Genomic DNA, 24,483 nt, shown 5'->3' on the forward strand with positions numbered 1-24,483 from the left:
CCCGGGCTTACTGGGTGGTTTCGCTGGCCTGGGCGGTGCGCTGCTTCTTCTGGGCGTACATCGCCTCGAAGTTCACCGGTGCCAGCATCAGCGGAGGGAAACTGCCACGGCTGACCAGGCTGTCGATGCACTCTCGCGCATAGGGGAACAGGACATTGGGGCAGAAGGCGCCCAGCGTGTGATCCAACTGGTCGCCGGCCAGGCCGGAAATGCGGAACAGGCCCGCCTGCTCGACCTCGACCAGAAACGCCGTGGCGCCATCTTCGTTGTTCGAGACCTGGGCGGTCACCTTGACCACGACCTCGTAGAGATCCTCACCCACCGACTGACTGGTGGTATCGAGATCCAGACCGACCTTGGGCTTGAACGGCTGCTGAAAGACGCTCGGCGCATTGGGCGACTCGAACGAGATGTCCTTGACGTAGATGCGCTGCAGGGAGAATTGCAGCTGCGGCTTTTCCTGGGAGCCCTGCTGATTGTTGTCTTCCGCCATGATGCGTTTCCTTTACGTTCCTGAATGACTGGCCATGATGACCGGCCGGAGTGCCGGACAGAATGGCGATGGCGATTCGGCGAGCGGCGTCCTGCTCAGCGGCGCACGACCGGCAGGCTGTCGGCCTGCCACTGTGCCATGCCGCCCTTGAGCTTGTAGACCCGGGTGAAGCCGGCCTGACTGAGTTCGGTGACGGCGGCACCGGCAGACTGCCCCTGCTTGCAGACCACGATGATCGGCGTGTCCTTGTACTTCTCGATCTGCGGCAGTCGCTCCTTGAGCCGGGACTGCGGGATGTTCTTGGCCCCGGCGATATGCCCGGCCTTGAACTCGCTGCTCTCGCGGATATCGATCACCACGCCGTCTTCACGGTTGATCAGAGAGGTGGTCTCGGTGGTGGAAACACCGGAGGCACCGCCACGCTTGGCCTCGAACGCCAACCACGCGAGCAGCACGACCAGGAAGGCGCTGACCAGCAGCGGGTGGTTTTCGACGAATTCGAACAACTGATCGATCATGGGTCTGCCGACACTCTAAATCTGGGGCCAATGGGATCGCGAAACGCCTTCATGGCGTGCGACTCCGCCCTTGGCGCGTCTGCGTCAAAACGCGTCTTGCACCTCGGCATGGAAGCCTTCGTGGCTCGGGACGCGAACGGCTGAAAATCCTGGCCCGTTAGGATCCTGTCTGACTTGGCACTGATCTGCTGCGAACTCCGGGCTTTTGGCCAATTTCATTCGACCGAGTGCGTTAAATAGCGGGGCTATTCGCCTTATCCGATCGATGAACCTGGCTCAAGATCCGTTTTTCTCGCGACGATGGCCAAGCCCGGCAGACTCCTGGCGGGCGCCGGCCATTATACACGAGGGCGTCGGTGAAACGAGGCAAGCGCGAGGCGGACGGCTGACCCGACTCGCCCGGTGCGCTATCCTTTGGAGCCTTCGTTTCAAAACGACGAATTCCACAACGGCAGGTTCCAGCATCTCCGGTGCCGAACGCTAGGTTTCGACACGACTCACGCCGCCCATCCGATTTTTCGAGGCTTGTCATGGCAGATACTTCCAGCACTCCGCGTCCCGTCGCACTGTTGATTCTCGATGGCTACGGCCAGAACGACGACAGCGCCAACAACGCCGTCGCCGCCGCCGACACCCCGGTGATGGATCGCCTCAAGCGCGATTACCCCAACACCTTGATTCACACCGATGGCAACTACGTGGGCCTGCCCGAAGGCCAGATGGGCAATTCCGAAGTCGGCCACATGAACATCGGTGCCGGCCGGATCGTCTATCAGGATTTCACCCGTATCACCAAGGCGATCGCGGACGACGAACTGAAAACCATCGAATCGCTCACCGCACCGATCGACGACGCGGTCGCCAACGGCAAGGCCGTCCACCTGATGGGCCTGCTCTCTCCCGGTGGCGTCCATAGCCACGAAGACCATCTGCTGGCCGTGGCCGCCCTGGCCGCCGAACGCGGTGCCAGGCGGATCTATCTCCACGCCTTCACCGACGGTCGTGACACCGCGCCGAAGAGCGCCGGCGCCTCGCTCGAGCGCGCCAACGCCCGACTGGCCGAACTGGTCGGTGCCGACAACGGCTTCGTCGCCTCGATCGTCGGCCGCTACTTCGCGATGGATCGGGACAATCGCTGGGACCGTGTCGAGAAAGCCTACCGGGTGGTGCGTTTCGGCGAGGGCGAGCAGGTCGCCGACAGTGCCGAAGCCGGCCTGGCGGCGGCCTACGAACGCGGCGAGACCGACGAATTCGTCGCCGCCACTGCCGTGCGGCCGACCGGCGACAAGATCGTCATGGCCGATTGCGACGCGGCGCTGTTCCTCAACTTCCGCGCCGATCGCGCCCGCGAACTGACCCGCGCTTTCGTCAATCCGGACTTCGACGGCTTCGACCGGGGTGAAAGGGTCAAGCTGGCCGGCGAGGGACTGGTGATGCTGACCCAGTACGCCGACGACATCAACGCGCCGGTCGCCTTCCCGCCGCGGGATCTGGTCAACACCCTGGGCGAGGTGGCGGAGAGCCACGGCCTGACCCAGTTGCGCATCGCCGAAACGGAGAAGTACGCCCACGTCACCTTCTTCTTCTCCGGCGGTCGCGAGGCGAAGTTCGACGGCGAGGATCGCGCCCTGATCCAGTCGCCCAAGGACGTCAAGACCTACGACGAGAAGCCGGAGATGAGCGCCTTCGAGCTCACCGACACGCTGGTCGAGGCGATCGAGGGTGGCAAGTACGACCTGATCATCTGCAACTACGCCAATGGCGACATGGTGGGTCATACCGGCGACCTGAGCGCCGCCACCAAGGCGATCGAGGCCGTCGACACCTGCCTGGGCCGCGTCGTCGAAGCGATCGAGAAGGCGGGCGGCGAATGCCTGGTCACCGCCGATCACGGTAACGCCGAAATGATGGTCGATCCCGAGACCGGCAACCCCCACACCTCTCACACCACCTTCATGGTGCCGCTGGTCTACGTTTGTCGCGACAAGGCGGCCCGGCTCAAGTCGGATGGGCGGCTGTGCGACCTGGCACCCACGCTGCTGCACATGCTGCGTAAGCCAGCCCCCGAGGAGATGACGGGTAACGTGCTGATCGATGATGCGTAACGCAGGCTCGTCCCAGGCCACTCCCCACGACAGGATCCGCCCGACGTGACACCCAGCAAGGACAGCCTCTCATGTCGGCGCGGGCAACGCAGAAACGGGCTCTCTCTCCTGCTGGCCGGCAGCTTGCTGCTGGCCGGCCCTGTCTTTGGCCAGGCCAACCCGCAGGAGGCCCGCGCGCGGCTGGACAGCCTGGCCACCGACATCCAGGCGCTGCAGGGCAAGCTGGAAGATACCCAGGCCGCTCGCGGCGACGCCCAGGATGACCTGGAGCAGGTGGAGACGGCGATCGGCCAGACCCATAAACGCCTGGACTCGCTGCAGGCGGAGCGCCGGCAGCTGGACGACGAGGTCGCCGACCTCCAGCAGCGACGCCAGGGCCTCGCCGAAGATCGCCAGCGGCAGCGCGAGGCGTTGGCGCGGCAGTTCGATGCGCTCTACCGCCTCGGTACCACGCCGCAGCTCAAGCTGCTGCTCAATCAGGACGACCCCGCCGAGGTCGATCGACTCCAGCACTATCTCAACGCGCTGTCGTCGGCGCGCCGGGAGCGCCTCGACCAGCTCAGGGAGATCAACCGCCAGCTCGACGACAACCTGGCGGAGATCGATCGGCGGCGCTCGCGTCTGGACGAGGTCCAGGCCGATCTCGAGCAGCAGCAGCAGCGCCTGGCATCGAGCCTGAAGGAGCGCCAGGCCCTGGTGGCCAAGCTGAACGGCCGCTACGACAGCGAGCAGTCCCGTCTCGAGGATCTCAATCAGGACCGCGCCCACGTCGAACGCCTGCTGGACCGCATGCAGAAAGAGCTCGCCAACCTGAAGAAACCGCCCCCCTCGACCGACATTCGTCAGACCAAAGGCGGCCTGCCGTGGCCCGTGCAGGGGACGATGCTGTCGAGTTACGGCAGCGGCGAGGGCATCAATCGCAACGGCATCCTGATCGGGGCGCCGGCGGGGACGGCGATCAAGGCCGTTCATGCCGGCCGGGTGGTCTTCGCCAACTGGATGCGTGGCTTCGGCAACCTGCTGATACTCGACCACGGCGACGGCATTCTCACGCTCTACGCCCATCTCCAGCAGATCGACGTCGATCCCGGGCAGCAGGTCTCCAACCGGCAGACGGTGGGGGCGGTCGGCAATACCGGCGGTCAGTCGCGTTCGGCACTCTATTTCGAGGTACGTCAGAACGGGAACCCGATCAATCCCGGCAGCTGGATTGCCAAACGCTGATCGGCAAGCTGGATCATCGACCCGGCAAAACGCTATGCTGGGTTATCAAACGCCGTTCCTTCACGGGTATCGGTATCGCTAGACGCCTCGGGTACCGGCATGAGCCAGACTGCCGAGATCACCGGCGCTGGCGAGTCCATCCAGCTCGAGTCGCGGAGACCGCATGAATTCAAGCCGCCTGAAGCAAGGGCCTGCCCGCGCGGATCTTCTCGCCCGGCGAGCCGACTTCGTCCACACGCTGGGCGCTGCGCTGCTATCTGCACTGGTACTGATCGTGGGCCTGGTCCCGGTCGCCCAGGCCCAGGACGACAGCGCCGCCGCTGCGCCCACTCAGGCCGAGCAGGATGCCGCCAACGGTCTGCCGGTGGAGGATGTCCAGACTTTCGCCGAGGTCTTCGAGCGCATCAAGCGTACCTATGTGGAGCAGGTCGACGACAAGACCCTGCTGCGCAACGCCATGCGCGGCATGCTCAGCCAGCTCGACCCCCACTCCGAGTATCTCGACGCCGATGCCTTCCAGAACCTGCGAGAGAGCACCGAGGGCGAGTTCAGCGGCGTCGGTATCGAGGTCGGCCTGCGTGACGACCAGCTCACCGTCATCGCGCCCATCGACGACACCCCGGCCGCCCGTGCCGGCATTCAGCCGGGCGACCGCATCGTGGCCATCGACGGCACGCCGACCAGCAATCTGAGCCTGCAGGAAGCCGTGGACCTGATGCGCGGCAAGGCCGGTACCGATATCGAGCTGTTGCTGCTGCGGGATGGCGAACAGGAGCCCCGCGACCTGACGCTGACCCGCGAATCGATCCAGTCCGAGAGCGTCTCCAGCCGCCTGCTGGAGCCCGGCTACGGCTATCTGCGGATCAGCCAGTTCCAGAGCCGGACCGGCCAGCAGACGCATGATGCGCTGGGATCGTTGATGAAGCCTGGGCCGCTGAAGGGGCTGGTGCTCGACCTGCGCAACAATCCCGGTGGCGTGCTCTCGAGCGCGGTCGACGTGGCCGATCAGTTCCTCTCCAGCGGACTGGTGGTCTACACCAAGGGCCGGCTGACCGATGACGACATGCGCTTCACCGCCCACGCCGACACGACGGCTCCCGACGTGCCACTGGTGGTGCTGATCAACGGGGGCAGCGCCTCCGCCGCCGAGATCGTCGCCGGCGCGCTGCAGGATCAGGGTCGTGGCGTACTGATGGGCACGCGCAGCTTCGGCAAGGGTTCGGTGCAGCAGGTGATGCCGCTGGGCAACGGCGATGGGCTCAAGCTCACCACCGCGCGCTACTACACCCCCAGCGGGCGTTCGATCCAGGCCGAGGGCATCGCACCCGACGTTCGCGTGGTCAGCGGGCGCCTGGAGGTCGAGGAGAACAGCGGCTTCCAGCTTCGCGAGTCCAACCTGCGCGGGCACCTGCTGAACGGCAATCCCGACCAGGCGGCGGACAATCCCGACACCCCGGTCGCGGCCAACGACTACCAGTTGGGAGAGGCGCTGAACCTGCTCAAGGCGCTCAACGTGGTGCAGCGGCCCCGGGCGGCGTCAGCCCCTGCCACCCAGGAGAGCGCCAAGCCCGCTCCCTGACGAGCCGCGAGCCAGCGTGATCGGAAGATAACGATGCAACGGCTGCCCAAAAGGCAGCCGTTTCACGACAGGGGCTAGATGGGCGCTCCCTGGTGAAAGCGCAATTGCCAACTTCCTGACGTTAACCACCAGAGGGAGCAGCGTCTGGCCCAACGCTCGCACGACCCATCGGAACGAAGATTTGCGGAACGATAGAAAAGCAGCGCGGATTCTGCCGAAAGACGCAGACAATAATCTCCTTCTGCATGGATTCTGATATCCAAGCTCGCCTGGTCCTCGTACGCTGATTTGAGCACGTCGTCACGCGTGTAATGCTGCCCGGAGCGACCCACTTCATAGAAATCAGGGTGCAAATACTGGCAAATGGCCATCGGCGAGCGTCTGACGATTGGCTGATGCAACCTCCTCTCTCGCTCAGCGAGAACTGTCAGAAGTGTCGAATCTTCGGACCAGTCCTTCATCGACACCGCTCGGGCAGATCGCCGTACTCCCCCAGCGCCTGGCGGATCAGCAGCCGCTTCACCGGCATGAGGCGATTCACGCCGGAGAGCCCCCAGTTGCGGGCGAGCCGAAGCGCCGGTTGCCGGCTGCCGAACAACCGCTGGAAGCCCTGCATGGCGGCGAGCATGGCCGCGTTCTCGTTGCGTCGGCGGCGCTCGTAGCGAACCAGGATGCGTCGGTCTCCCGGCGGCGCACCGCGCCGTCTGGCGCGTACCCACTCCTCGGCCAGGACCGCGGCATCCATCAATCCGAGATTGACGCCCTGTCCTGCCAGCGGATGCAGGCTGTGGGCGGCATCGCCGACCAGCGCCAGGCCGTCGTCGACGTAACGCTGTGCATGACGCTGGGTGATCGGGAAGTGCGGCGCGGCGTCGATGACCTCGACGTCGCCCAGCCGCTCCCCCAATCCGCGGGCGAGCTCGATGCCCAGTTGCGCTCGCCCCTCGTCGGTATCGGCCAGCGCCGTCAATCGTCGTGCCTCGCCGGGGGTGGTGGACCAGACGATCGAACAGTGGTCGTCCCGACCGTCGATGGTCAGCGGCAGGAAGGCCAACGGGCCGGAGGCGAGGAAAGCCTGGCGCGCGACAAAGCCATGGCCGACGGCAGTGCGTACGGTGGTCACCACGGCAGCCTGGCCGGTCTCGCGCTCGCTGACCGGGATACCGGCCATCGCCCGCAGCGGGGAGTTGGCGCCGTCGGCACCGACGATCAGCGGTGCCCGTCGCTGCGACCCGTCATCCAGGGTTATCACGGCGTCGCTGTCATGGCGAATACCGTCGCGAGCCACGCTCTGTCGGCGTTCGTAGCCGGTCACTCGAGCCTCGTGCAGCCACTCGACGTTGGGTAGCGACTGCAGGCGTCGGGCCAGTCCGGCCAGCAGCAGGTCGTTCTCGACGATATGTCCGAGCGCATCGACACCCACCTCGTCGGCACCGAAGTCGACCTCGCCGCTACCTTCGGCGTCCCAGACCTGCATGCCACGGTAGGCGGACACCCGGCAGGAGGCGATCCAGGGCCAGACGTCCAGCGCCATCAGCAGACGCTGCGAGGCCGCCGTCAACGCACTGACGCGCAGCGCCGGTTTGCCCTGCCCCAGGCGCGCATCGCTTCCCGGCGCCGGGGCCGCATCGACCACGGTCACCTGCCAGCCGGCCTCGCCCAGCAGCAGGGCCAGTGTCGAGCCGACGATCCCGCCGCCGGCGATGATGACATCACTCTCACTCGGGTCCATTACGCGTTCTCCTTCTCTCGTCGCATGCCGCGCCATCCTCTGGCCCGTTCACGTCCAGGCTCGTCCACCGGCAGCGCTAGCGCTCGATGCCCATCGCGTGCCTCGCCAAGGTCCGGCGCAACGGCCCCAGCGCGTTGAGGCCGACCAAGCCGGCGGCACGAGCCGGCCCCAATGCCGCGTGATCGATGCCGAACAGCCGGATCAGCCCATCGCTGAAGCGCACGATCCGGTGCGTGTCCGCCGTGCGTCTCGCCTCGAAGCTCGCCAGCGTTCGGGGGTCGCCGGCGGCAACGCCGTCCGCTCGCGCCGCGTCGATGGCACCGGCCAGGTCCATCACGCCACGCAGGGCCAGATTGAAACCCTGCCCGGCGACCGGATGCAGCGCATGCGCCGCATTGCCCAGTATGGCCAGATGCGGGCGAATCGTCTCCCGCGCCGTGATCAACGACAGCGGATAGGTGTGCCGCTGCCCCACCTGTCGAAAGCGGCCCGCACGATCGCCGAAGGCTCGCTGCAGGCGCTCGAGAAAGGCGCCGTCGGAGAGCGCCAGGGTCTCGTCGAACGCGCCCTGCCGGTGGGTCCAGACCAGCTCCATCCGCCGCCCGCCGAGAGGCAGCAGGGCCATCGGCCCTTCGCGGGTGAAGCGTTCGAAGGCCCAGCCACCGTGAGCACGGCTGACCTCGACGTTGGCGATCAACGCGGTCTGCTCGTAGGAATGGTGATCGCTCTCGATGCCGAGCCGCTCCTTGAAGCCGGAACGCCCGCCGTCGGCCAGCACGGTCAGGCCGGCGTGAATGACCTCGCCGCTGTCCAGCACGAGCCGATAGCCACCGCTCTCGGTCTCCAGCGATTCGACCCGGGCCGGACAGCGCCAGTCGATGGGCAGCGACTCGAGGCGGGCATGCAGCGCTCGCCCCATCCAGGCGTTGGGGATGACGTAGCCCAGCGCCTCGACGCCAAGCTCCGAGGCGTGCAGCCGGGTCGTGCCCAATCGGCCACGCTCGCTGACGTGGATGTGGCGGATCGCGGACGCCTCCGTTGCCATCGCCGACCACACGCCGAGCCGCTCGAAGTGCCGTCGCGAACCGTAGGCGATGGCGCTGGCCCGGGCGTCGAAGCTGGGTTGGTAAGCGTTGGCCTCGGCGCTGCTGGGCAGCGGCTGAGGCTCGATGATGGCGACGCGCAGAGGCGCCCGCTCGTCGGCCAGCTCGCGCTCCGCTGCCATGGCCCCGCCCCGGGCGCAGGCGAGGCTGGCGCCCACCAGGCCACCGCCGATGATGGCCACGTCGACCGTGGTGGATTGCCGTGTCTGAGACATCTGCACCAGCCGCTCCCTTACGATTGAAAATTCAGACGCCAGTATCCACGCACCCTACACTGGCTTTACATCGGTTACGTAATTTTCAGGCGCCATTCGGCATCGATCAAAAAACGATCAGCTCCGCGCCTGCATCAGCGTCTCGATATCCTCCGCCGCCTTAGGTACCTGCGAGGTCAGTACCTCGCGGCCGGACTCGGTGACCACCACGTCATCCTCGATACGGATACCGATGCCGCGATAGGCGGACGGGATGTCTTCGGCATTCGGAATGTAGAGTCCGGGCTCGATCGTCAACACCATGCCCGGCTCCAGCCGGCGGGATTCGCCGTCGACCCGATAACTGCCGACATCGTGGACGTCGAGGCCGAGCCAGTGCGAGGTCGAGTGCAGATAGAAACGCCGGAAGCGCTGGGACTCGATGTTCTCCTCCAGCTCGCCCTCCAGCAAACCGAGCTCGGTCAGGCCCGCGGTCAGATCGCGCACCACGCCCTGGTGAATGGCCTCCAGCGTGACGCCGGGCTCGACCGCGGCCACGGCACGCTCTTCCGCCGCCAGCACGATGTCGTACAACGCCCGCTGAGCGTCGCTGAAACGGCCGTTGACCGGGAACGTCCGGGTAATGTCGCCGGCGTAGAGGTCGAACTCGCCACCGGCGTCGATCAACACCAGGTCGCCATCTTCCAGCGACGCGGCGTTCTCGACGTAGTGCAGCACACAGGCATTGTCCCCGCCGCCGACGATGGTGCCGTAGGCAGGCGCCCGGGCACCGTGCCAGACGAACTCGTGCTCGATTTCGGCCTGCAGCTGATATTCGAAGCGGCCGGGGCGACTCGCCTGCATGGCCCGCCGGTGCGCCAGCGCACTGATCTGCGCGGCGTGTCGCATCAGCGCCAGCTCGGCCTCGCTCTTGGTCAGGCGGAACTCGTGGATCAAGGCACTGACATCGGCAAACCGGGTGGGCGCGACAGCCCCCCGTCGCGCCCGGGCGCTCAGCTGTGCGCGCACGCCCTCGGCAATGCCCATGGCGGTAGTGTCGGCCAGCGGCAGGAAGACGGTCTGGCGACCGTCCAGCAGTTCGGTCAGATTGTGACGCTGGGTGTTATCGAACGCCTCATCCATGCCGTAGTCGCTCACGGCCCCTTCGGGGCCGATGCGAATGCCGGTCCAGGCCTCCTTCTCGGGATCCTTCTCCTGGCAGTAGAGGATCGCCTCACCGGCTTCCCGGCCGGGCAGCAGCACCAGCAGCGCGTCGGGTTCGGGGAATCCGCACAGATAGTGGAAATCGCTGTTCTGGCGGAACGCGTATTCGCTGTCGTGATTACGCGTCTTGAGCGCGGCACCCGGCAACAGCACGGCACTGTGTTCCGGCAGTTCGGCCATCAGGCGCTCGCGACGGGCCGCGAACTCCTCTGGCGAGATGGGGGCGGGGCGCGGTAGCGGCTCGGGTCGCATGTCTCTCTCCTTGAGCGGAGCGTCTCGGGACTCGCCGGGACGCCGGGAATATCGTCGCTCACGCGACGCGGTGCGCGGGCGAACTCAATGCAACGATGACGGTGTCTCGCCCTCGTCGCCGGCAGTATCGACACGCTCGTTCTCGACCTGCTCCACCTGGGGTTCTCCAGGGTGCTGTTCGGTGTAGAGCAGCATCGCTGCCATTCGGGCATGTTCGCTCAGCGCGAAGAGATCGTTCTCGTTCTCGGGGTCATCGGCGATGTCGACATCGATCGCCGACAGCTGGCCGAGATCCTCCAGCGCCTCTTTCAGCGGCGAGGACCAGTTCTCGTAGGTTTCGCCATCCACTTCGTTGACGACTTCGAGAAAGCCCTGGGTCCACTCCTTGAGCCCCTGGGCGCGCTCGGAGAGCGAAAACAGCTCGTCCGGCAACAGCGGCTCGAAATTGAGCTCGGCGGCTGAGAGCGCGTCCAGCGGCTGGCGGCGCCAGCCCAACAGCACGTCCGCGTCCTCACGGCTTTCCGGCTGTTCCACGTTGAGCGACAGGCAGACCTCCTCCAGCCACCCCTCGGTACTCAAATCGTGCAAACCGAGCTCGGCGCACAGTCGGCCGTCGAGAAACGCCGGCGACTGCATGCTGCCATGCGCCAGAAAGACATTGGCGACGGTGGAAAAATCGAGCTGGTCGTTGATGATCGACATGTCGGCATCCATGATTGGGTGATCGCAAGAGCCGGCGGGCGCGCAGCGCCGGCGAGGCGGCTCGTTGACCGCCAATAACCGGCTCTCTATAGTGATTCATCAATCGCGGCGGCACGCTGCCCGGGTCCTCGACCCCGCCTGGCAAAGCCGGTCACCGACCGCAGGCAGGGTAACGAATCCGGACGCGCTCGGCGCGAATGCCTGCCATCTTACCGCATCGATCTTCACCGCCCACCCCGGAGCGACAACATGAGCGACACGTCTCGCCCGACGACCGAAGTCACCCTGCTGGGCAAACCCTACGTGATCGCCTGCCCGCCCGAGGAGCAGGATCAACTGAAGCGCTCCGCCCGCTACCTGGATCGCGCCATGCACGGCATCCATTCGCGGGGCAAGGTGCTGGGTGCCGAAAAGATCGCGATCATGGCCGCCCTCAATATTACCCACGAGCTGCTGACGGCGCTGGATTCGCATCGCGCCGGCGAGCAGAGCCTGAGTGATCTGAGCGAGAGGCTGGAACGTGCGCTGGCCAAGGCGGGCGAACCCGGCCGGCAGACACCGTGATGCCGAAAGGCCGTCGGCATCGCAATCCGCCATTGGGCAACGGGGGCCGCTCTGCTACGATAGTGGGGTTTCCTGGAGTGTGCGCCAGTCATTACAAGTCCCTCGAGCCTATGCGCAGTACCCAGGGGGCCAATTGCTAGGCAGGCCCGTGTGCATGTCCGCGCGTCGGAAAGCCTGAAGGCCTGCCTGCGGCCACCCACCTTGAACCAATAGGTTCAGGGCCAGAATGACAGCGGCACTCTGGGGAACTCTCTTGTCGTTCAACGAGACCACCGCAACGATCACCCATGACGCTGCCACGGCTTTATCGCCGGCCGTCGACGGGTGTCTCGATCGACGCGAGCTTCGACGCGAACTGCGTCGCCGCCGTCGCGCGCTGACCCCGCATCAACGACGCCTGGCCTCCCGCGAGCTCTGCCGCCGCCTGAGGTGCCTGCCTGAACTGCAGCGCGCCCGCCGCGTGGCGCTCTACCTGCCCAACGATGGCGAGATCGACCCGCGCCCGCTGATCGACTGGTTCACCGCCCGCCGCGTCCACGTCTATCTCCCGGTATTGCGCCCGCTGGTCGAGAATCGGCTGTGGTTCGTGCGCTATCACGCCGGTACCCGGATGACCCGCAATCGCTTCGGTATCGCCGAGCCGGACACCCGCTTCGGGGCCCATCGCGCCAATCGGTTGCCCGCCTGGGCGCTGGATACCGTGCTGCTGCCATTGGTGGGATTCGACGACGAAGGCCAGCGGATCGGCATGGGCGGCGGCTTCTACGATCGCACCTTTGCCTTCGCCCGACGCCAGCGCCCCAGGCCCCGGCTGATCGGGCTCGCCCACGACTGTCAACGCGTCGACTCGCTGCCCGTCGAGCGCTGGGACGTGCCGCTGGACGCCATCGTCAGCGACCGGCGAATCGTCCGACCCCGCAGCTGATCGGTGGCTCGAAACGGCCGGAAACGAAAACGGCCGGCAGCGTTTCCGCTACCGGCCGTTTCGAGCCACACCCCACTGGCTGATTCTCTTCACCACACCGCGATTCGACGACCGTCGCCAGTCGAGCGATCCGGCGTGTTCACCACCGGGCCTCAGGCGCCCAGCAGCGTCTGCGCGTAGCCCGTCGCCACCACGCCGACGCCGAAGATCAGTACCAATGCCATTACCAAGTCGGGCTTGCGTCTCATGTCGACTCCGCTGCGTTGGGTTCGGTCGCTGCCCCCCGCAGCGACGCGCACGACTATAGGGTCAGGCCAAAATCTTGACAAGAGTGTTTCCGGCCCGGATGACACCTTTTTTCGTTACCCAATAGTATCGGCATTCATACAAAAAGGTTGAGATCGGATTCAGAGACTTTTAGCGCCTATTTCATCCTTTTACGACGGCTTCCCACGAATGTTAGGCCATGAACAGCCGGTAGGCCGTGTTGTCGGTCTCCTTCCAGTAGCGATAGCCGATGCGATCGAAGTGCTCCTCGGCATGGGCGCGGTCGCCGTTGGGCATCTGCAATCCCACCAGCACCCGGCCGTAGGCGGCGCCGTGATTGCGGTAGTGGAACAGCGAGATGTTCCAGTCCGCCGGCAGGTGGGTGAGGAAGTTCATCAAGGCGCCGGGGCGTTCGGGAAACTCGAAGCGATAGACCTCCTCCTCGAAACGCTCCCTGGGCCGACCGCCGCCCAGATGGCGAATGTGAAGCTTGGCCAGTTCGTTGTCGGTGAGATCCTCGACCGGATAGTCGGCCTCGCGCAGCCGGCGGATCACCTCTTCGCGATCCTCGCCACCCGGCTTGACCTGGACACCGACGAAGATGTGCGCGCCCTCCGGATCGGCGTAGCGATAGTTGAATTCGGTCACCATGCGCCGCCCGATCACCCGGCAGAACTGCTTGAAGCTGCCCGGCCGCTCGGGAATCTCCACCGCCAGGATCGCCTCGCGCTGCTCGCCCAGCTCGGTGCGCTCGGCGACGTGCTGCAGCCGGTCGAAATTGATGTTGGCACCAGAGTTGATGCACAGCAGCGTCTGATCCTTGACCTGCGTCTGCTGCACGTATTTCTTCAACCCCGCCAGCGACAGCGCCCCGGAAGTCTCCGCCACCGCCCGCGTGTCGTCGAAGGTATCCTTCACCGCCGCGCACATCTCGTCGGTGTTGACGGTGATCACGCCGTCGACGTGATGACGCAGGATCTCGAACGGCGCTTCGCCGATCTGCGCCACCGCGACGCCTTCGGCAAACACCCCGACCTGATCCAGCGTCACCCGCTCGCCGGCCTCCATGGCCGCCTTGAGGCAGGCGGAGTCCTCGGCCTCGACACCGAACACCTTGATCTCCGGTCGCAGGTACTTGATATAGGCCGCGATACCCGCCAGCAGGCCCCCGCCGCCGACGGGGACGAAGATCGCATCAAGCGGGCCGGTGTGCTGGCGCAGGATCTCCATCGCCACCGTGCCCTGGCCGGCGATCACGTCGAAATCGTCATAGGGCGGAATGTAGGTATAGCCATGCTCGGCGATCAGCTCCCGGGCGTGGCTCAGCGCTTCTCCGAAGGCGTCGCCCTTGAGTACCACCCTGGCGCCCCAGCCCCGGACCGCCGACACCTTGATGTCCGGCGTGACCCGCGGCATCACGATCACCGCCTTGACCCCCATCTGTTTGGCCGCCATCGCCAGACCCTGGGCATGGTTGCCCGCGGACGCCGCAATCACGCCCTTGGCCTTCTGCTCGTCGCTCAACTGCGCCATCTTGTTGTAGGCACCGCGGATCTTGAACGAGAACACCGGCTGCAGGTCTTCGCGCTTGATCAGAATGCGGTTGGAAAAGCGGCGGGAGAGCGCGGGCAGCGGGGAGATCGGGGTCTCCCGGGCCGCCTCGTAGACGCGGGCCTGGAGGATCTTCTTGACGATGTCTTCGAGTTGCATTCGGGTATGTCCTGGCGAACAGCTGGGGGTGCAGCGCTCCCGCCTCGGGGTCGGCGGGCACGGGAACGGTGGGTAACAATAGTGGACCCGTATTGTTAGCAGACCCCGGCCCCGAGCGTCCAGCGACATCGGCAGCGTGTGCCGCTTGCTTTATACTGGCCGCGCTCCGAGCGTACCCGTATCGAACCCTTCCCTCTCAGCCTGCCGGAACCGACATGACCCAGGACGATCTCAAGCGCGCCGTCGCCGCCGCAGCCCTCGAAGACATCGACAACCTGCTGACCCCGGATGCCGTGATCGGCGTGGGCACGGGCTCCACGGCCAACCACTTCATCGATCTGCTGGCCGCTCGCCGGCACGACTTCCGCGGCGCGGTAGCGAGTTCGGAAGCGACGGCAGCGCGGCTGAAGTCCCACGGTATCGACGTACTGGAACTCAACCATGTCGGCACCGTTCCGGTCTATGTCGACGGCGCCGACGAGATCGATGGGAAACTGCGCATGATCAAGGGCGGCGGTGCGGCGCTGACCCGGGAGAAGATCGTGGCCGCCTGCGCCGAGCGCTTCATCTGCATCGCCGATGCCAGCAAGCGGGTCGAGGTGCTGGGCGGCTTCCCGCTGCCGGTCGAGGTGATTCCGATGGCGCGCTCCTACGTCGCCCGCGAGATGGTCAAGCTCGGCATCACGCCGGTCTATCGGGACGGCGTGCTGACCGACAACGGCAACCGTATCCTCGACGGTTACGACAAGCTGTTCGACCAGCCCGAGGCGATGGAAGCGGCGCTGGATGCCGTGGTCGGCGTGGTCACCAACGGCCTGTTCGCCAAGCGCCCGGCCGACGTGCTGATGCTGGGTACCGGCGGTGGCGTGGAGCGCATGACCCGCTGACCCGACCCGCTACAGCCGATTGGGGCACTCGATGCCTTCGGCGAAGGCCATCAGGTTGGCCCGGGTCACCTGGGCGATCTCGCGCAGCGCCTCGACGGTGAAGAAACCCTGGTGCCCGGTGATCAGCACATTGGGGAAACTCGCCAGGCGCGCGAACACGTCATCGTCGATGATCTCCGCCGAGTGGTCGCGGAAGAACAGTTCGCTCTCCTGCTCGTAGACGTCGATGGCCAGCGCCCCCAGCTGACGTGATTTCAGCGCACCGATGACCGCGGGGGTATCGATCAGCGCCCCTCGCGAGGTATTGACCAGCATGGCGCCCGGCTTCATCGCCGCCAGGGTCCCGTCATCGATCAGGTGATGGGTCTGCTCGGTCAGCGGACAGTGCAGCGAGACGATATCGGAGCGTGCCAGCAGCGCCTCGAGCGGGACCGCTTCCCCGTAGGCCTGGAACGCGTCGGCAGGAAAGGGATCGAAGCCCAGCACATCGCAGCCGAGTCCCTTCAGGATACGTGCCATGCACAGTCCTATCCGCCCCGTCCCGATCACGCCTGCCGTCTTGCCATGCAGCGTGACCCCCAGCAGCCCATCGAGTGCGAAGTTGCCCTCGCGCACGCGGTTGAAGGCCCGGTGAGTCTTGCGGTTCAGGGTCATGATCATCGCCAGCGCGTGTTCGGCCACCGCCTCCGGCGAGTAGGCCGGCACCCGCGCCACGAACAACCCGAGTCGGTGGGCAGCCGCGAGGTCGATGTTGTTGAAACCGGCGCAGCGCAACACGATCGCGCGGATTCCGAGGGCGGCCAGCATGTCGAGCACTGCGGCGTCGAGGCAGTCGTTGACGAATACGCAGACTGCATCACTGCCCGCCGCCAGCGCTACGGTGCCGGCATCGAGACTGGCCTCCTGATAGTGCCACTCGATGTCGTCATCGGCATCTTGCACGACAGCGAGTTCGTCGAAAAAGCGGCGATCATAGGGCTGGGCACTGAAAACGGTAACTCGCATGGCGAAAAACTCGCGGCATCGGGAGACATCTCCCAGCGTAGTGCCCCCTGGCACCGCCGCCAGGGACCAATTGCCGCGGCCCGGCAGCAACGGCGCTTCCATCGACCCAAGCGGAGGTCACTCGAGCGTGCTACCCATCGTTCATCACCCGGGCTACAGCATCGACTGGCCCGAGCGCCATCCGTTCCCGATGGCGAAATTCCGAATCCTGCGCAAGCGCCTGTCGACGCTGGGCTTCGACGACCGTGACGACGTTTGCTGGATCACCCCTGCCCCGGCCACGAGCCAAGCGCTGCTGCGTGGACACACCGCCGACTACCTGCAGCGTTTCTACCTGGGCGAGATCGCGGCCACGCGGCGTACGCCGAGCGGCTTCCCCTGGTCGCCGGCGCTGGTCGAACGCACCCTGCTGGAAGTCGGCGGGACACTCGCCGCGGTGGGCAGCGCCATGCAGACCGGGCTGGCACTCAACACCGCCGGCGGCACCCACCACGCCTATGCCGATCGTGCCAGCGGCTACTGCCTGCTCAACGATCTCGCGGTAGCCGCCCATCACCTGCTGGCCGAGTATCGCCTCGAGCGGGTCCTGATCGTCGACTGCGACGTGCATCAGGGAGATGGAACGGCCTGGATCTTCCGCGACGAGCTACGGGTCTTCACGCTGTCGCTCCACGGCGAGGCCAACTTCCCGTTCGAGAAGCGCCGGAGCGATCGCGACGTGGCGCTACCCCGCGGCACCGGGAACGATGCCTATCTGGAGCGCCTCGAGACGGCGCTGGACTCGATCCTGCGCGACTTCCAGCCGCAGTTCGTGCTGTTCGATGCCGGCGCCGACGTGCACGCCGACGACCGGCTGGGGCATCTGTCGTTGAGCGACCACGGCCTCTATCGCCGTGATTATCGGGTGCTGGCGAAGTGCCGAAGACTGGGCATTCCCGTCGCGGGCGTCATCGGCGGGGGCTATGACCGCGATCTCGAGGCGCTGGCCGGGCGTCACGCCCAGTTGTTTCTCGCCGCGCTGGCGTTGACCGCCGGGTGAGCGGGTAGCGGGTCGGACCGGGACGACAGCTGTCCGGAAAGCGCGAAATACCGGTGCATCACCAGCAGCGAGATCAGGTGCTCGAGGCGCGTATCGCGAAATCGATCCACATGGGCGTTGGCGTTGCGGATGATCGCTTCGGCTTCTTCCGGACGCGTCGAGTAGTAGTCCATCTTCTCCTCGAGATCGTGGCAATCCTCGGCCAGCGGCACATAGTGGACATAAGGCTCCAGCGCGCCTTCCATGAACCAGGTCTCGTAACGCGGAGGCGGCATCAGGCAGAGCGAGTTCGACGACAGGATCCACTTCAGATTGGTGGCAACGTCCTTGCCCTCGAGGCTCAGCACGAACTTGTACTGCAGTTGCGCCTCGATCGACAGATAGGGTCGATAATCCGGCTGATGGCGCCGCTTGGCATGGCTCTGGCCGATATCCATCCGCGGGTGCCGGCAGAACCGGCGCAGCACCGCGGCCCGGTGCTCATGGAAGCACTTCCCCCGCCAGACGACGCCGGTCTTCTTGTCGGCGTACCGCAACCGGTCGTTGGCGAAATGGAAGTGGCGCACGCTGTTGAGCTTCAACAGCAGGTTGTTGGCGTTGCCCGGCGGGGTCTCGCGACAGATCGGGCGGCTCTTGACGATCGTCGGCGTCTCGGCCACCCAGGTCACGTCGCCGAAGCGGTAGTTGAAACGCAGCTCGGGATCGAAATGACGAACCACCCGTCTGGCATCCAGGTAATAGGCGCCGCGCTTCTCGTAGCGAAAATCGCCGATACGCACCGCCCCGTCGCCAGGGTCGAAAGGGCTCGCCAGACGGTTGTAGTAATCGACTCGTTTCATGACGGCACGCATCTCCTCGTCGGAGAGCGTCGCCATCAATCGATGCAGACGTTGGCGATAGAGACTGTCGGGAACGAGCAGGCTGGCGATACCGCCAGTATAAAATCGCAACTTGCGACTCTTGAATCGAAAGTCCATACGGGAATATCCAGCAGCCAAGAGGTTCGAGCCATCGAAGAGTGTCGCAGGCATTTCTGACACGCTTCTGACAGACCGAACTTTCAATCATTCCCGTCGATGACGTTACGAATCGTTCAGCAGCGCTGCGATTCTCTTACGGGTCCTCGCCAGCGCCCCCCGATTGGCCTCGACCACGGCCCGCCCGGCCGCGCCAAGCCGGTGACGGCGATCGTCGTCCTCGAACAGCGAGATCAGCGTGGCGCCGAGCTCATCGGCATCGGCGACCTCGAGCCTGGCCTCGCCGGCCGCCAGCGTATCGGCGATCTCACGCAGGTTGTCGAGATGGGGACCGCTTACCACCGCCACGCCAAGCGCCGCCGGCTCGAGCAGATTGTGGCCGCCGACCGGCTCGAGCGAGCCACCGACGAAGGCGACATCGGCGCAGCCGTAGAGCCGCATCAGATCGCCCATGGTATCGCCCAGCAGTACCGTGGTTTCCGGGGTGACCGGCATTCGCGCGCTCAATCGCACGACCTGCTCCCCCCGCTCGCGGCAGATCGCGTCGACGGCATCGAAGCGCTGGGGATGGCGCGGCACCAGAATCAGCAGCGCGTCGGGACAACGGCGTTTGAGCGCGGCATGGGCGATCAGCGCCTGCTCGTCTTCCCCCGGATGGGTGGAGCCTGCGATCCAGACCGGTCGCGCTCCCCAGCTCGCCCGCAGTCGCTGGCTGGCGTGGCGCGTGGAATCGTCCACGTCGAGATCGAACTTCAACGCCCCGGTCACCGTCACCCGCGTCGCCGGTGCGCCCAGCGAGACGAACCGCTCGGCGTCCAGTGGCGACTTGGCACCGATCCAGGCCACCGTCTCGAGCATGCCCCGGCTGAGGGCCCCGAAGCGCTGGTAGAGCCGGAAGGCACCGGCACTCAAGCGGCCATTGGCGACCACCACCGGCACGCCCCGGCGTCGGCACGCCGCCAGCAGGTTGGGCCAGAGCTCGGTTTCGGCGATGACCGCCAGGCGGGGTTTCAGTCGGGCGATGAAACGTCGCGCGCTGATCGGGAAATCCAGCGGCAGGAAATGGTGGGAGACCCGTTCGCCGAACATCTGGCGAACGCGCTCGGCGCCGGTGGCGGTCATGGTGGTGACGACCAGGTCGTGATCCGGGTGATCATCCAGCAGCGAGCGGATGAGGGGCGCCGCCGTGACGACTTCACCCACCGATGCCGCGTGCAGCCACAGCCGCGGGCGATCGCCCTCCACGGCGATGAAGCCAAGCCGCTCGCGACGGGGGTGAGTGGGCAACCACTCACGCCACACTCGCCACCAGATCAGCGGCGACAACAGACAGACGGCCAGCGAGTAGAGCCAGCGCGCGAGTCGCGACGAGAGGCCGTGTCGAGCGCGCACCGCGGCTCAGCGCTCGCGGTCGAGAATGGTATCGATCATGGTGGTGGTCGAGACGCCATCCTCGAAGCCCAGCACCAGGACTTCGCCGCCATTGGCGATGACCGCCTCGCCACCGGCGATATCCTCCGGCCGGTAGTCGCCGCCCTTGACCAGCCGATCCGGCAGGATCGCCTCGATCAGCCGCGCCGGCGTGTCTTCGCCGAAGGGGACGACCCAGTCCACCGCGGCCAGCCCCGCCAGCACCTGGGCCCGGCGCGCCAGCGTGTTGATGGGCCGCTTGGGCCCCTTGAGCCGGGCCACCGAGGCGTCGTCGTTGACCGCCACGATCAGGCGGTCGCCGAGGCGCTTGGCCTGCTCCAGATACGCCACGTGGCCGGCGTGCAGGATGTCGAAGCAGCCGTTGGTCATCACCACGCGCTCGCCGCGAGCCTGCGCGGCACGCACCGCCCCGACGAGCGGGCCTTCCCCGATGACGCCGTATTCGGCCAGGCTGTCGCCGTGCAGTGCCGTGTAGAGCTCCGCCACCGACAGCACCGCGGTGCCGGGCTTGGCCACCACCAGTCCGGCGGCGAGATTGGCCAGCATCACCGCCTCGCCGAAGCCGTGGCCGGCGGCCAGCGCCAGCCCCAACACCCCGATCACGGTGTCGCCGGCGCCGGTGACGTCGAAGACCTCCCGCGCGTGGGTCGGCAGGTGCAGCGGGGCGTGCCCCTCACGGATCAGGGTCATGCCGCGTTCGCTGCGGGTGACCAGCAGCGCCTCGAGCGCCAGCGCCGCCCGCAGCGCCTCGCCCTTCTCCGCCAGTTCGGCATCGTCGGCACAGGGGCCGACGATCGCTTCGAACTCGGCCAGGTTGGGCGTGATCACGCTGGCACCGCGATAGCGGCTGAAATCGCTGCCCTTGGGATCGACCAGCACCCGCTTGCCGGCCGCTCGGGCCGCGGCGATCAGCGTCTCGACCCGGTTCAGGCTACCCTTGCCGTAGTCGGAGAGAATCACCACTTCCGCATCGCCCAGCGCCGCCTCGACCTTGGCGACCAGCGGCGCGGTGTCAACGTTCCACAGCGGCGATTCGAAGTCGAGGCGGATCAACTGCTGGTTGCGACTCATGACGCGCAGCGTGGTGATCGTCGGCACTTCCGGGCTGCGTTGAAAGTGAGCGCTCACATTGGCAGCTTCCAGCGCACGTTCGAGATGGTCGGCGTTGTCGTCGCGCCCCACCACGCCCGCCAGACTGGCGTGGCCTCCCAGCGAGGCGATGTTGAGGGCCACGTTGGCCGCCCCGCCCGGACGATCGTCGGCATCTTCCACCTTCACCACCGGCACCGGCGCTTCGGGCGAGATCCGCGATGTCGCGCCATGCCAATAGCGGTCGAGCATGACATCGCCCACCACCAGCAGACGGGCGTGCTCCAACTGCGAAAGATCAACCTTCATGCGGCGGCTCCGTTACGTCGTCGGCGTTGGCGGTATCGCGTGTCGCGGTCATCAGTCCGTCCAGATGCTCGACCACGTCGTCCAGCGTGATCAGTGCCATGGCGTCGGCGTGGCGCACCCGCGTGCCCCAATTGACGCTCTCGACGGACTTCTTCAGATAGCGGCGCACGGCGTCAGGGTAGCGATTGACCACATGGCTGCGCCAGCAGTACGGGGCCGCGCGATCCGGATTGGTGGTGGCGTAGAGCCCCAGCGTCGGCGTGCCCAGCGCATTGGCCATGTGCACCGGCCCGGAGTCGGGTGCGATCACCACGCGCGCCCGATCCAGCAGGGCCAGCAGGCCCTTGAGCGACGTTCGACCGATGGCGTCGATGATCTCGACATCGGGCACCAGCCGGCGGATCTGCTCGCCCATGTCGCGTTCCTGGGGACTGCCGCCGCCACTCATGACGGTTCTCAGCCCGTAGCGCTGCCAGTCGTGTTCGATCACGGCGGCATAGCCCTCGGCCGACCAGTTGCGGAAGTTGCGCAGCCGCGGGTTGGCGCAGGGGCTGATCACCAGATAGGGCCGGTCGCCGGTCAACTGGCGCGCTTCCTGGTAGGCGGCGTCCGGCACCGGCAGCGACCAGTCGAGCCGGGTATCCTCGACCCCCAGCAGGCGGGCGAAATCCATGAAGGATTCGAGCACGTGTGCCCGTGGATGGGGGGCCAGCTGGCGATGGGTGAACCAGTGCTGCCAATCCTTGGCCCGGGCCTTGTCGTAACCCACCCGCACGTCGCATTTCAGCCCCAACGACAGTACGCTGGCGCGCAGCGCCTGCTGCATGTGCAGCAGGACGTCGAAGCGGACGTCCTCGAGTTGACGCCAAATCGCACGCATGCCCTGGAAACCGGTGGACTTGTCGTAGACCACCAGATCGACGCCATCGAGACCGTCCAGCAGGCCATGTTCGGCCTTGCCGACGATCCAGGTAATCCGCGCCTCGGGCCACTGGCGCTGCAGCGCGCGCACCGTGGGCACCAGGTTGCAGACGTCGCCCAGCGCGGAGAGGCGCAGGATGCCGATATGTCGCGGGCGCTCTGGCAGAGATTGCTTCATGGGCTTGAATGAATTCCCATTGGGTAAAACGCCCATTCTAACGGAAGTTGACCGGGCATGACTCGCACCCCGGCCAACGCGCGTCAATCATGGCGCTTCGACCGAATCATCCAGAAAACCATCCAGACAAGACATTCATGATCGAAGAATCCACTCGCGGCACCACCAGCCGCATCGGCCACCTGGTCAGCCTCAGAAACCTGGGCGGCGTCGAACGCTACTTCACCCGCTTCTATACCCGCCATACCCCGCAGCACGACCACCATGTGCTGTTGCAGACCGACGAGGTCCATTCACTGCTCGAGCCAGCTTACGCCCCTCACCGTGCGGCACGGATGCACAGTATCAAGGGTGGGCGCTGGCGGATTCCCAAGTTCCTGCCGAGCGTGCGCCAGCGTTATCAGCTCGCCATGATGCAGCGTCTGGAACTCGATGCCGTGGTGGTCTGGAACAAGATCGTCAATCATCCGCTGGCGTTCGACGACGGCATCCCGCTGATCCACTTCGAACGCGGGAGTGCGTGGCTGGCAGCGGATGCACCCGGCCTGAGGCGTTATCTCTCGCGGCTGGACGGCGTGCTCTGCAACTCCTACGCCGGCCTGCGGATTCTCCAGCTCAAGTGGCAGCTGGATCCCGACATCCCCTATCGCGTGCTGCAGAACGCCATCCGTCTCCCGGAACAGGCCGCCAGCCACCCCGGCGACCGCTTCAGGCTCGGTTTCGCGGGCCGGATGACGGGCCTGAAGGCGCCGATGGTCGCCCTGGAAACCTTCGCCGAACTCAAGCAGCGCTGCCCCGAGGCGGAACTGTGGATCGCGGGCAGCGGGCCGCTGGAGCCGGTGTTGAAGCAGTGGACAGCGCGGTGGGGATTGAACGACAGCGTTCACTTCAAGGGCCTGGTCGACGACATGTCGGGCTTCTACGCCTCGCTGGACGCCTTCATCTGCCCCTCCTGGCGCGAACCCTTCGGCAACGTGGTCCAGGAAGCCCTGGCTCATGGCCTGCCCACGCTGGTCGGCAATGCCGATGGCCTGCCGGAGCTCGTGCGTCATGGCGTCAATGGCGCCGTCCTGAACCCCGGCCGTTCGCGTTACAGCCTGGCGCGCTACGACCCCCGCTGCGCCAAGGGGCCCGACGAGGTCTACGATCCCACCACCGACAGCCTCGTCGAGGCCGGCGTACTCGAGCCGACGGAAGCCGCCACGGTCCTCGAGGGCTGGGCCCGGGATCCATCGCTGCGGCGACGCATGGCGCAGGCCGCCCGCGAGCAGGTCGCGCGCGATTTCGATCTCGACCGCTATGGGGAGACGCTGGTGGATTTCGTCGACAGCGTGATCCGTACCTAGGGTTCACAGTGAGGCGAAGGAGTCCCGCAGCTTCTCGGTCTGGCGACGGTAGGAGTAATCGCCCACCAACTCGGCAAGCTCGGCACCCAGCGACTCGAGGTCCGATGTCGTCATCAGCTCCTCGAGACGGTCGACCCAGCCCTGGGTGTCGCGGCTATCCAGCATCAGCTCGGCATGGTCGGCCTCGAGCAGTTCGGCGGCACCGGTGGTGGACGAGAGCAACACCGGCGTGCCGCAGGCCATGGCCTCGAGCGACACGCGCCCGAACTCCTCGATGTGCGCCGGCAGCACGAACAGGTCGAGCGCGCCGTAGAGCGTCTCGACGTCGCTGACCGTACTGCGCCAGAGAAAGCGCTCGGCGATGCCGGCCTGTTCGGCCTGGCGCTGGTAGGGGGCGAAGTCGTCCTTGCCGACGACGAGGAAACGGCACCGGCCCGGCAGGCGTTGCTCCAGTCCGGCTGCCATCTCGACGAAGCCGGCCACGTTGCGCTTGGTGAAGTTGCCGGAGGTGATCAACCCGATCAGCCGGGTATCGTCCTCGATGCCCAGTTCGCGCCGCCGCGCCGCGCGGCCTGCCGTGGCCCGTTCGCGGTTGAATATCTCGGGATCGTAGCCGGGGTAGCTGATCTCGATGCGCGAGTCGTCGATGCCGTAGCGATCGCGAAAATCCTCCGCCATCATTCGCGAGTTGACCGCCAGGCGACGAAAC

General features: G+C 66.1%; 22 protein-coding genes and 1 other RNA gene. 9 read left to right on the forward strand and 14 right to left on the reverse strand.

The features are described from left to right. Nucleotides 1–7 precede the first annotated feature (7 nt). Nucleotides 8–493: a protein-export chaperone SecB gene (gene secB / locus AC3AYF_RS00125; protein WP_295035460.1), complete on the reverse strand. Its 486-nt coding sequence runs from the start codon at nt 491–493 to the stop codon at nt 8–10. 95 nt (nt 494–588) lie between these two features. Then, nucleotides 589–1,011, reverse strand: coding sequence for a rhodanese-like domain-containing protein (locus AC3AYF_RS00130; RefSeq protein ID WP_295035461.1), 423 nt, complete (start codon nt 1,009–1,011; stop codon nt 589–591). Nucleotides 1,012–1,541: 530 nt separating this feature from the next. Here AC3AYF_RS00130 and gpmI point away from each other — a divergent pair. From gpmI to AC3AYF_RS00145, 3 genes are all read left to right on the forward strand, one after another. Continuing rightward, the gene (gene gpmI / locus AC3AYF_RS00135) at nt 1,542–3,116 is read left to right on the forward strand and encodes a 2,3-bisphosphoglycerate-independent phosphoglycerate mutase (protein ID WP_295035462.1); all 1,575 of its coding nucleotides are present in this window, start codon (nt 1,542–1,544) and stop codon (nt 3,114–3,116) included. A gap of 45 nt (nt 3,117–3,161) precedes the next feature. After that, nucleotides 3,162–4,340, forward strand: coding sequence for a murein hydrolase activator EnvC family protein (locus tag AC3AYF_RS00140; RefSeq protein ID WP_295035463.1), 1,179 nt, complete (start codon nt 3,162–3,164; stop codon nt 4,338–4,340). Between the two features lie 163 nt (nt 4,341–4,503). Beyond that, complete coding sequence (locus AC3AYF_RS00145) at nt 4,504–5,919, forward strand: S41 family peptidase (RefSeq protein ID WP_295035464.1); 1,416 nt, start codon at nt 4,504–4,506, stop codon at nt 5,917–5,919. A 74-nt stretch (nt 5,920–5,993) separates the two neighbouring features. On the opposite strand, the gene AC3AYF_RS00150 is transcribed toward AC3AYF_RS00145, so the two are convergent. The 5 genes from AC3AYF_RS00150 to AC3AYF_RS00170 all read right to left on the reverse strand — a co-directional run bounded on the left by AC3AYF_RS00150 (nt 5,994) and on the right by AC3AYF_RS00170 (nt 11,126). After that, on the reverse strand, nt 5,994–6,380 hold the full coding sequence (locus AC3AYF_RS00150) for a nuclear transport factor 2 family protein (protein WP_365676810.1): 387 nt from the start codon (nt 6,378–6,380) through the stop codon (nt 5,994–5,996). Next, a complete protein-coding gene (locus AC3AYF_RS00155; RefSeq protein ID WP_295035465.1) occupies nt 6,377–7,651 on the reverse strand; it encodes a UbiH/UbiF/VisC/COQ6 family ubiquinone biosynthesis hydroxylase in 1,275 nt (424 codons plus the stop codon). Before AC3AYF_RS00155 ends, AC3AYF_RS00150 begins: the two co-directional genes overlap by 4 nt. 76 nt (nt 7,652–7,727) lie before the next feature. Beyond that, nucleotides 7,728–8,969, reverse strand: a complete 1,242-nt coding sequence (ubiH, locus tag AC3AYF_RS00160) for a 2-octaprenyl-6-methoxyphenyl hydroxylase (RefSeq protein ID WP_487779272.1) — start codon at nt 8,967–8,969, stop codon at nt 7,728–7,730. A 117-nt stretch (nt 8,970–9,086) separates the two neighbouring features. Next, nucleotides 9,087–10,424, reverse strand: a complete 1,338-nt coding sequence (gene pepP / locus AC3AYF_RS00165; protein ID WP_295035466.1) for a Xaa-Pro aminopeptidase — start codon at nt 10,422–10,424, stop codon at nt 9,087–9,089. A gap of 84 nt (nt 10,425–10,508) precedes the next feature. Then, nucleotides 10,509–11,126 carry a UPF0149 family protein gene (locus AC3AYF_RS00170; RefSeq protein ID WP_295035467.1) on the reverse strand — a complete coding sequence of 206 codons (618 nt, stop codon included), beginning with the start codon at nt 11,124–11,126 and terminating at the stop codon, nt 10,509–10,511. Nucleotides 11,127–11,375: 249 nt separating this feature from the next. Here AC3AYF_RS00170 and AC3AYF_RS00175 point away from each other — a divergent pair, with 249 nt between their 5' ends. The 3 genes from AC3AYF_RS00175 to AC3AYF_RS00185 all read left to right on the forward strand — a co-directional run bounded on the left by AC3AYF_RS00175 (nt 11,376) and on the right by AC3AYF_RS00185 (nt 12,615). Continuing rightward, complete coding sequence (locus AC3AYF_RS00175; protein ID WP_295035468.1) at nt 11,376–11,690, forward strand: cell division protein ZapA; 315 nt, start codon at nt 11,376–11,378, stop codon at nt 11,688–11,690. Between the two features lie 66 nt (nt 11,691–11,756). Further along, nucleotides 11,757–11,941: non-coding RNA, 6S RNA (gene ssrS / locus AC3AYF_RS00180), on the forward strand. Nucleotides 11,942–11,970: 29 nt separating this feature from the next. After that, entirely contained in the window at nt 11,971–12,615 is a 645-nt protein-coding gene (locus AC3AYF_RS00185) for a 5-formyltetrahydrofolate cyclo-ligase (protein ID WP_295035494.1), read from the forward strand. A 459-nt stretch (nt 12,616–13,074) separates the two neighbouring features. On the opposite strand, the gene ilvA is transcribed toward AC3AYF_RS00185, so the two are convergent. Continuing rightward, the gene (ilvA, locus tag AC3AYF_RS00190) at nt 13,075–14,592 is read right to left on the reverse strand and encodes a threonine ammonia-lyase, biosynthetic (RefSeq protein WP_295035469.1); all 1,518 of its coding nucleotides are present in this window, start codon (nt 14,590–14,592) and stop codon (nt 13,075–13,077) included. Between the two features lie 215 nt (nt 14,593–14,807). On the opposite strand from ilvA, the gene rpiA reads away from it, so the two are divergent. Continuing rightward, nucleotides 14,808–15,479, forward strand: coding sequence for a ribose-5-phosphate isomerase RpiA (gene rpiA / locus AC3AYF_RS00195; protein WP_295035470.1), 672 nt, complete (start codon nt 14,808–14,810; stop codon nt 15,477–15,479). Between the two features lie 9 nt (nt 15,480–15,488). Here the strand turns inward: rpiA and AC3AYF_RS00200 are convergent, their stop codons facing one another. After that, nucleotides 15,489–16,484 (reverse strand): 2-hydroxyacid dehydrogenase, encoded by a 996-nt coding sequence (locus tag AC3AYF_RS00200; RefSeq protein ID WP_487779261.1) that lies wholly within the window; start codon nt 16,482–16,484, stop codon nt 15,489–15,491. Between the two features lie 127 nt (nt 16,485–16,611). Between AC3AYF_RS00200 and AC3AYF_RS00205 the strand changes: the two genes are divergently transcribed. After that, on the forward strand, nt 16,612–17,523 hold the full coding sequence (locus AC3AYF_RS00205; protein ID WP_295035471.1) for a histone deacetylase family protein: 912 nt from the start codon (nt 16,612–16,614) through the stop codon (nt 17,521–17,523). Here the strand turns inward: AC3AYF_RS00205 and AC3AYF_RS00210 are convergent. From AC3AYF_RS00210 to AC3AYF_RS00225, 4 genes are all read right to left on the reverse strand, one after another. Next, a complete protein-coding gene (locus AC3AYF_RS00210; protein WP_295035472.1) occupies nt 17,478–18,473 on the reverse strand; it encodes a glycosyl transferase family 90 in 996 nt (331 codons plus the stop codon). The two genes, AC3AYF_RS00205 and AC3AYF_RS00210, sit on opposite strands and share 46 nt — an antisense overlap. Before the next feature lie 132 nt (nt 18,474–18,605). Next, the gene (waaA, locus tag AC3AYF_RS00215; protein ID WP_295035473.1) at nt 18,606–19,892 is read right to left on the reverse strand and encodes a lipid IV(A) 3-deoxy-D-manno-octulosonic acid transferase; all 1,287 of its coding nucleotides are present in this window, start codon (nt 19,890–19,892) and stop codon (nt 18,606–18,608) included. Between the two features lie 6 nt (nt 19,893–19,898). Then, nucleotides 19,899–21,329 carry a bifunctional D-glycero-beta-D-manno-heptose-7-phosphate kinase/D-glycero-beta-D-manno-heptose 1-phosphate adenylyltransferase HldE gene (hldE, locus tag AC3AYF_RS00220; protein ID WP_487779262.1) on the reverse strand — a complete coding sequence of 477 codons (1,431 nt, stop codon included), beginning with the start codon at nt 21,327–21,329 and terminating at the stop codon, nt 19,899–19,901. Continuing rightward, nucleotides 21,319–22,428, reverse strand: a complete 1,110-nt coding sequence (locus tag AC3AYF_RS00225) for a glycosyltransferase family 9 protein (RefSeq protein WP_487779263.1) — start codon at nt 22,426–22,428, stop codon at nt 21,319–21,321. The genes hldE and AC3AYF_RS00225 overlap by 11 nt, the downstream gene beginning before the upstream one ends. A 137-nt stretch (nt 22,429–22,565) precedes the next feature. On the opposite strand from AC3AYF_RS00225, the gene AC3AYF_RS00230 reads away from it, so the two are divergent. After that, nucleotides 22,566–23,774, forward strand: coding sequence for a glycosyltransferase family 4 protein (locus AC3AYF_RS00230; RefSeq protein WP_295035477.1), 1,209 nt, complete (start codon nt 22,566–22,568; stop codon nt 23,772–23,774). Nucleotides 23,775–23,777: 3 nt separating this feature from the next. Here the strand turns inward: AC3AYF_RS00230 and AC3AYF_RS00235 are convergent. Beyond that, nucleotides 23,778–24,483, reverse strand: a 706-nt coding sequence (locus AC3AYF_RS00235) for a glycosyltransferase family 4 protein (RefSeq protein ID WP_487779264.1), incomplete at its 5' end; no start/stop codon positions are given.

Source organism: Salinicola sp., from assembly GCF_982684285.1.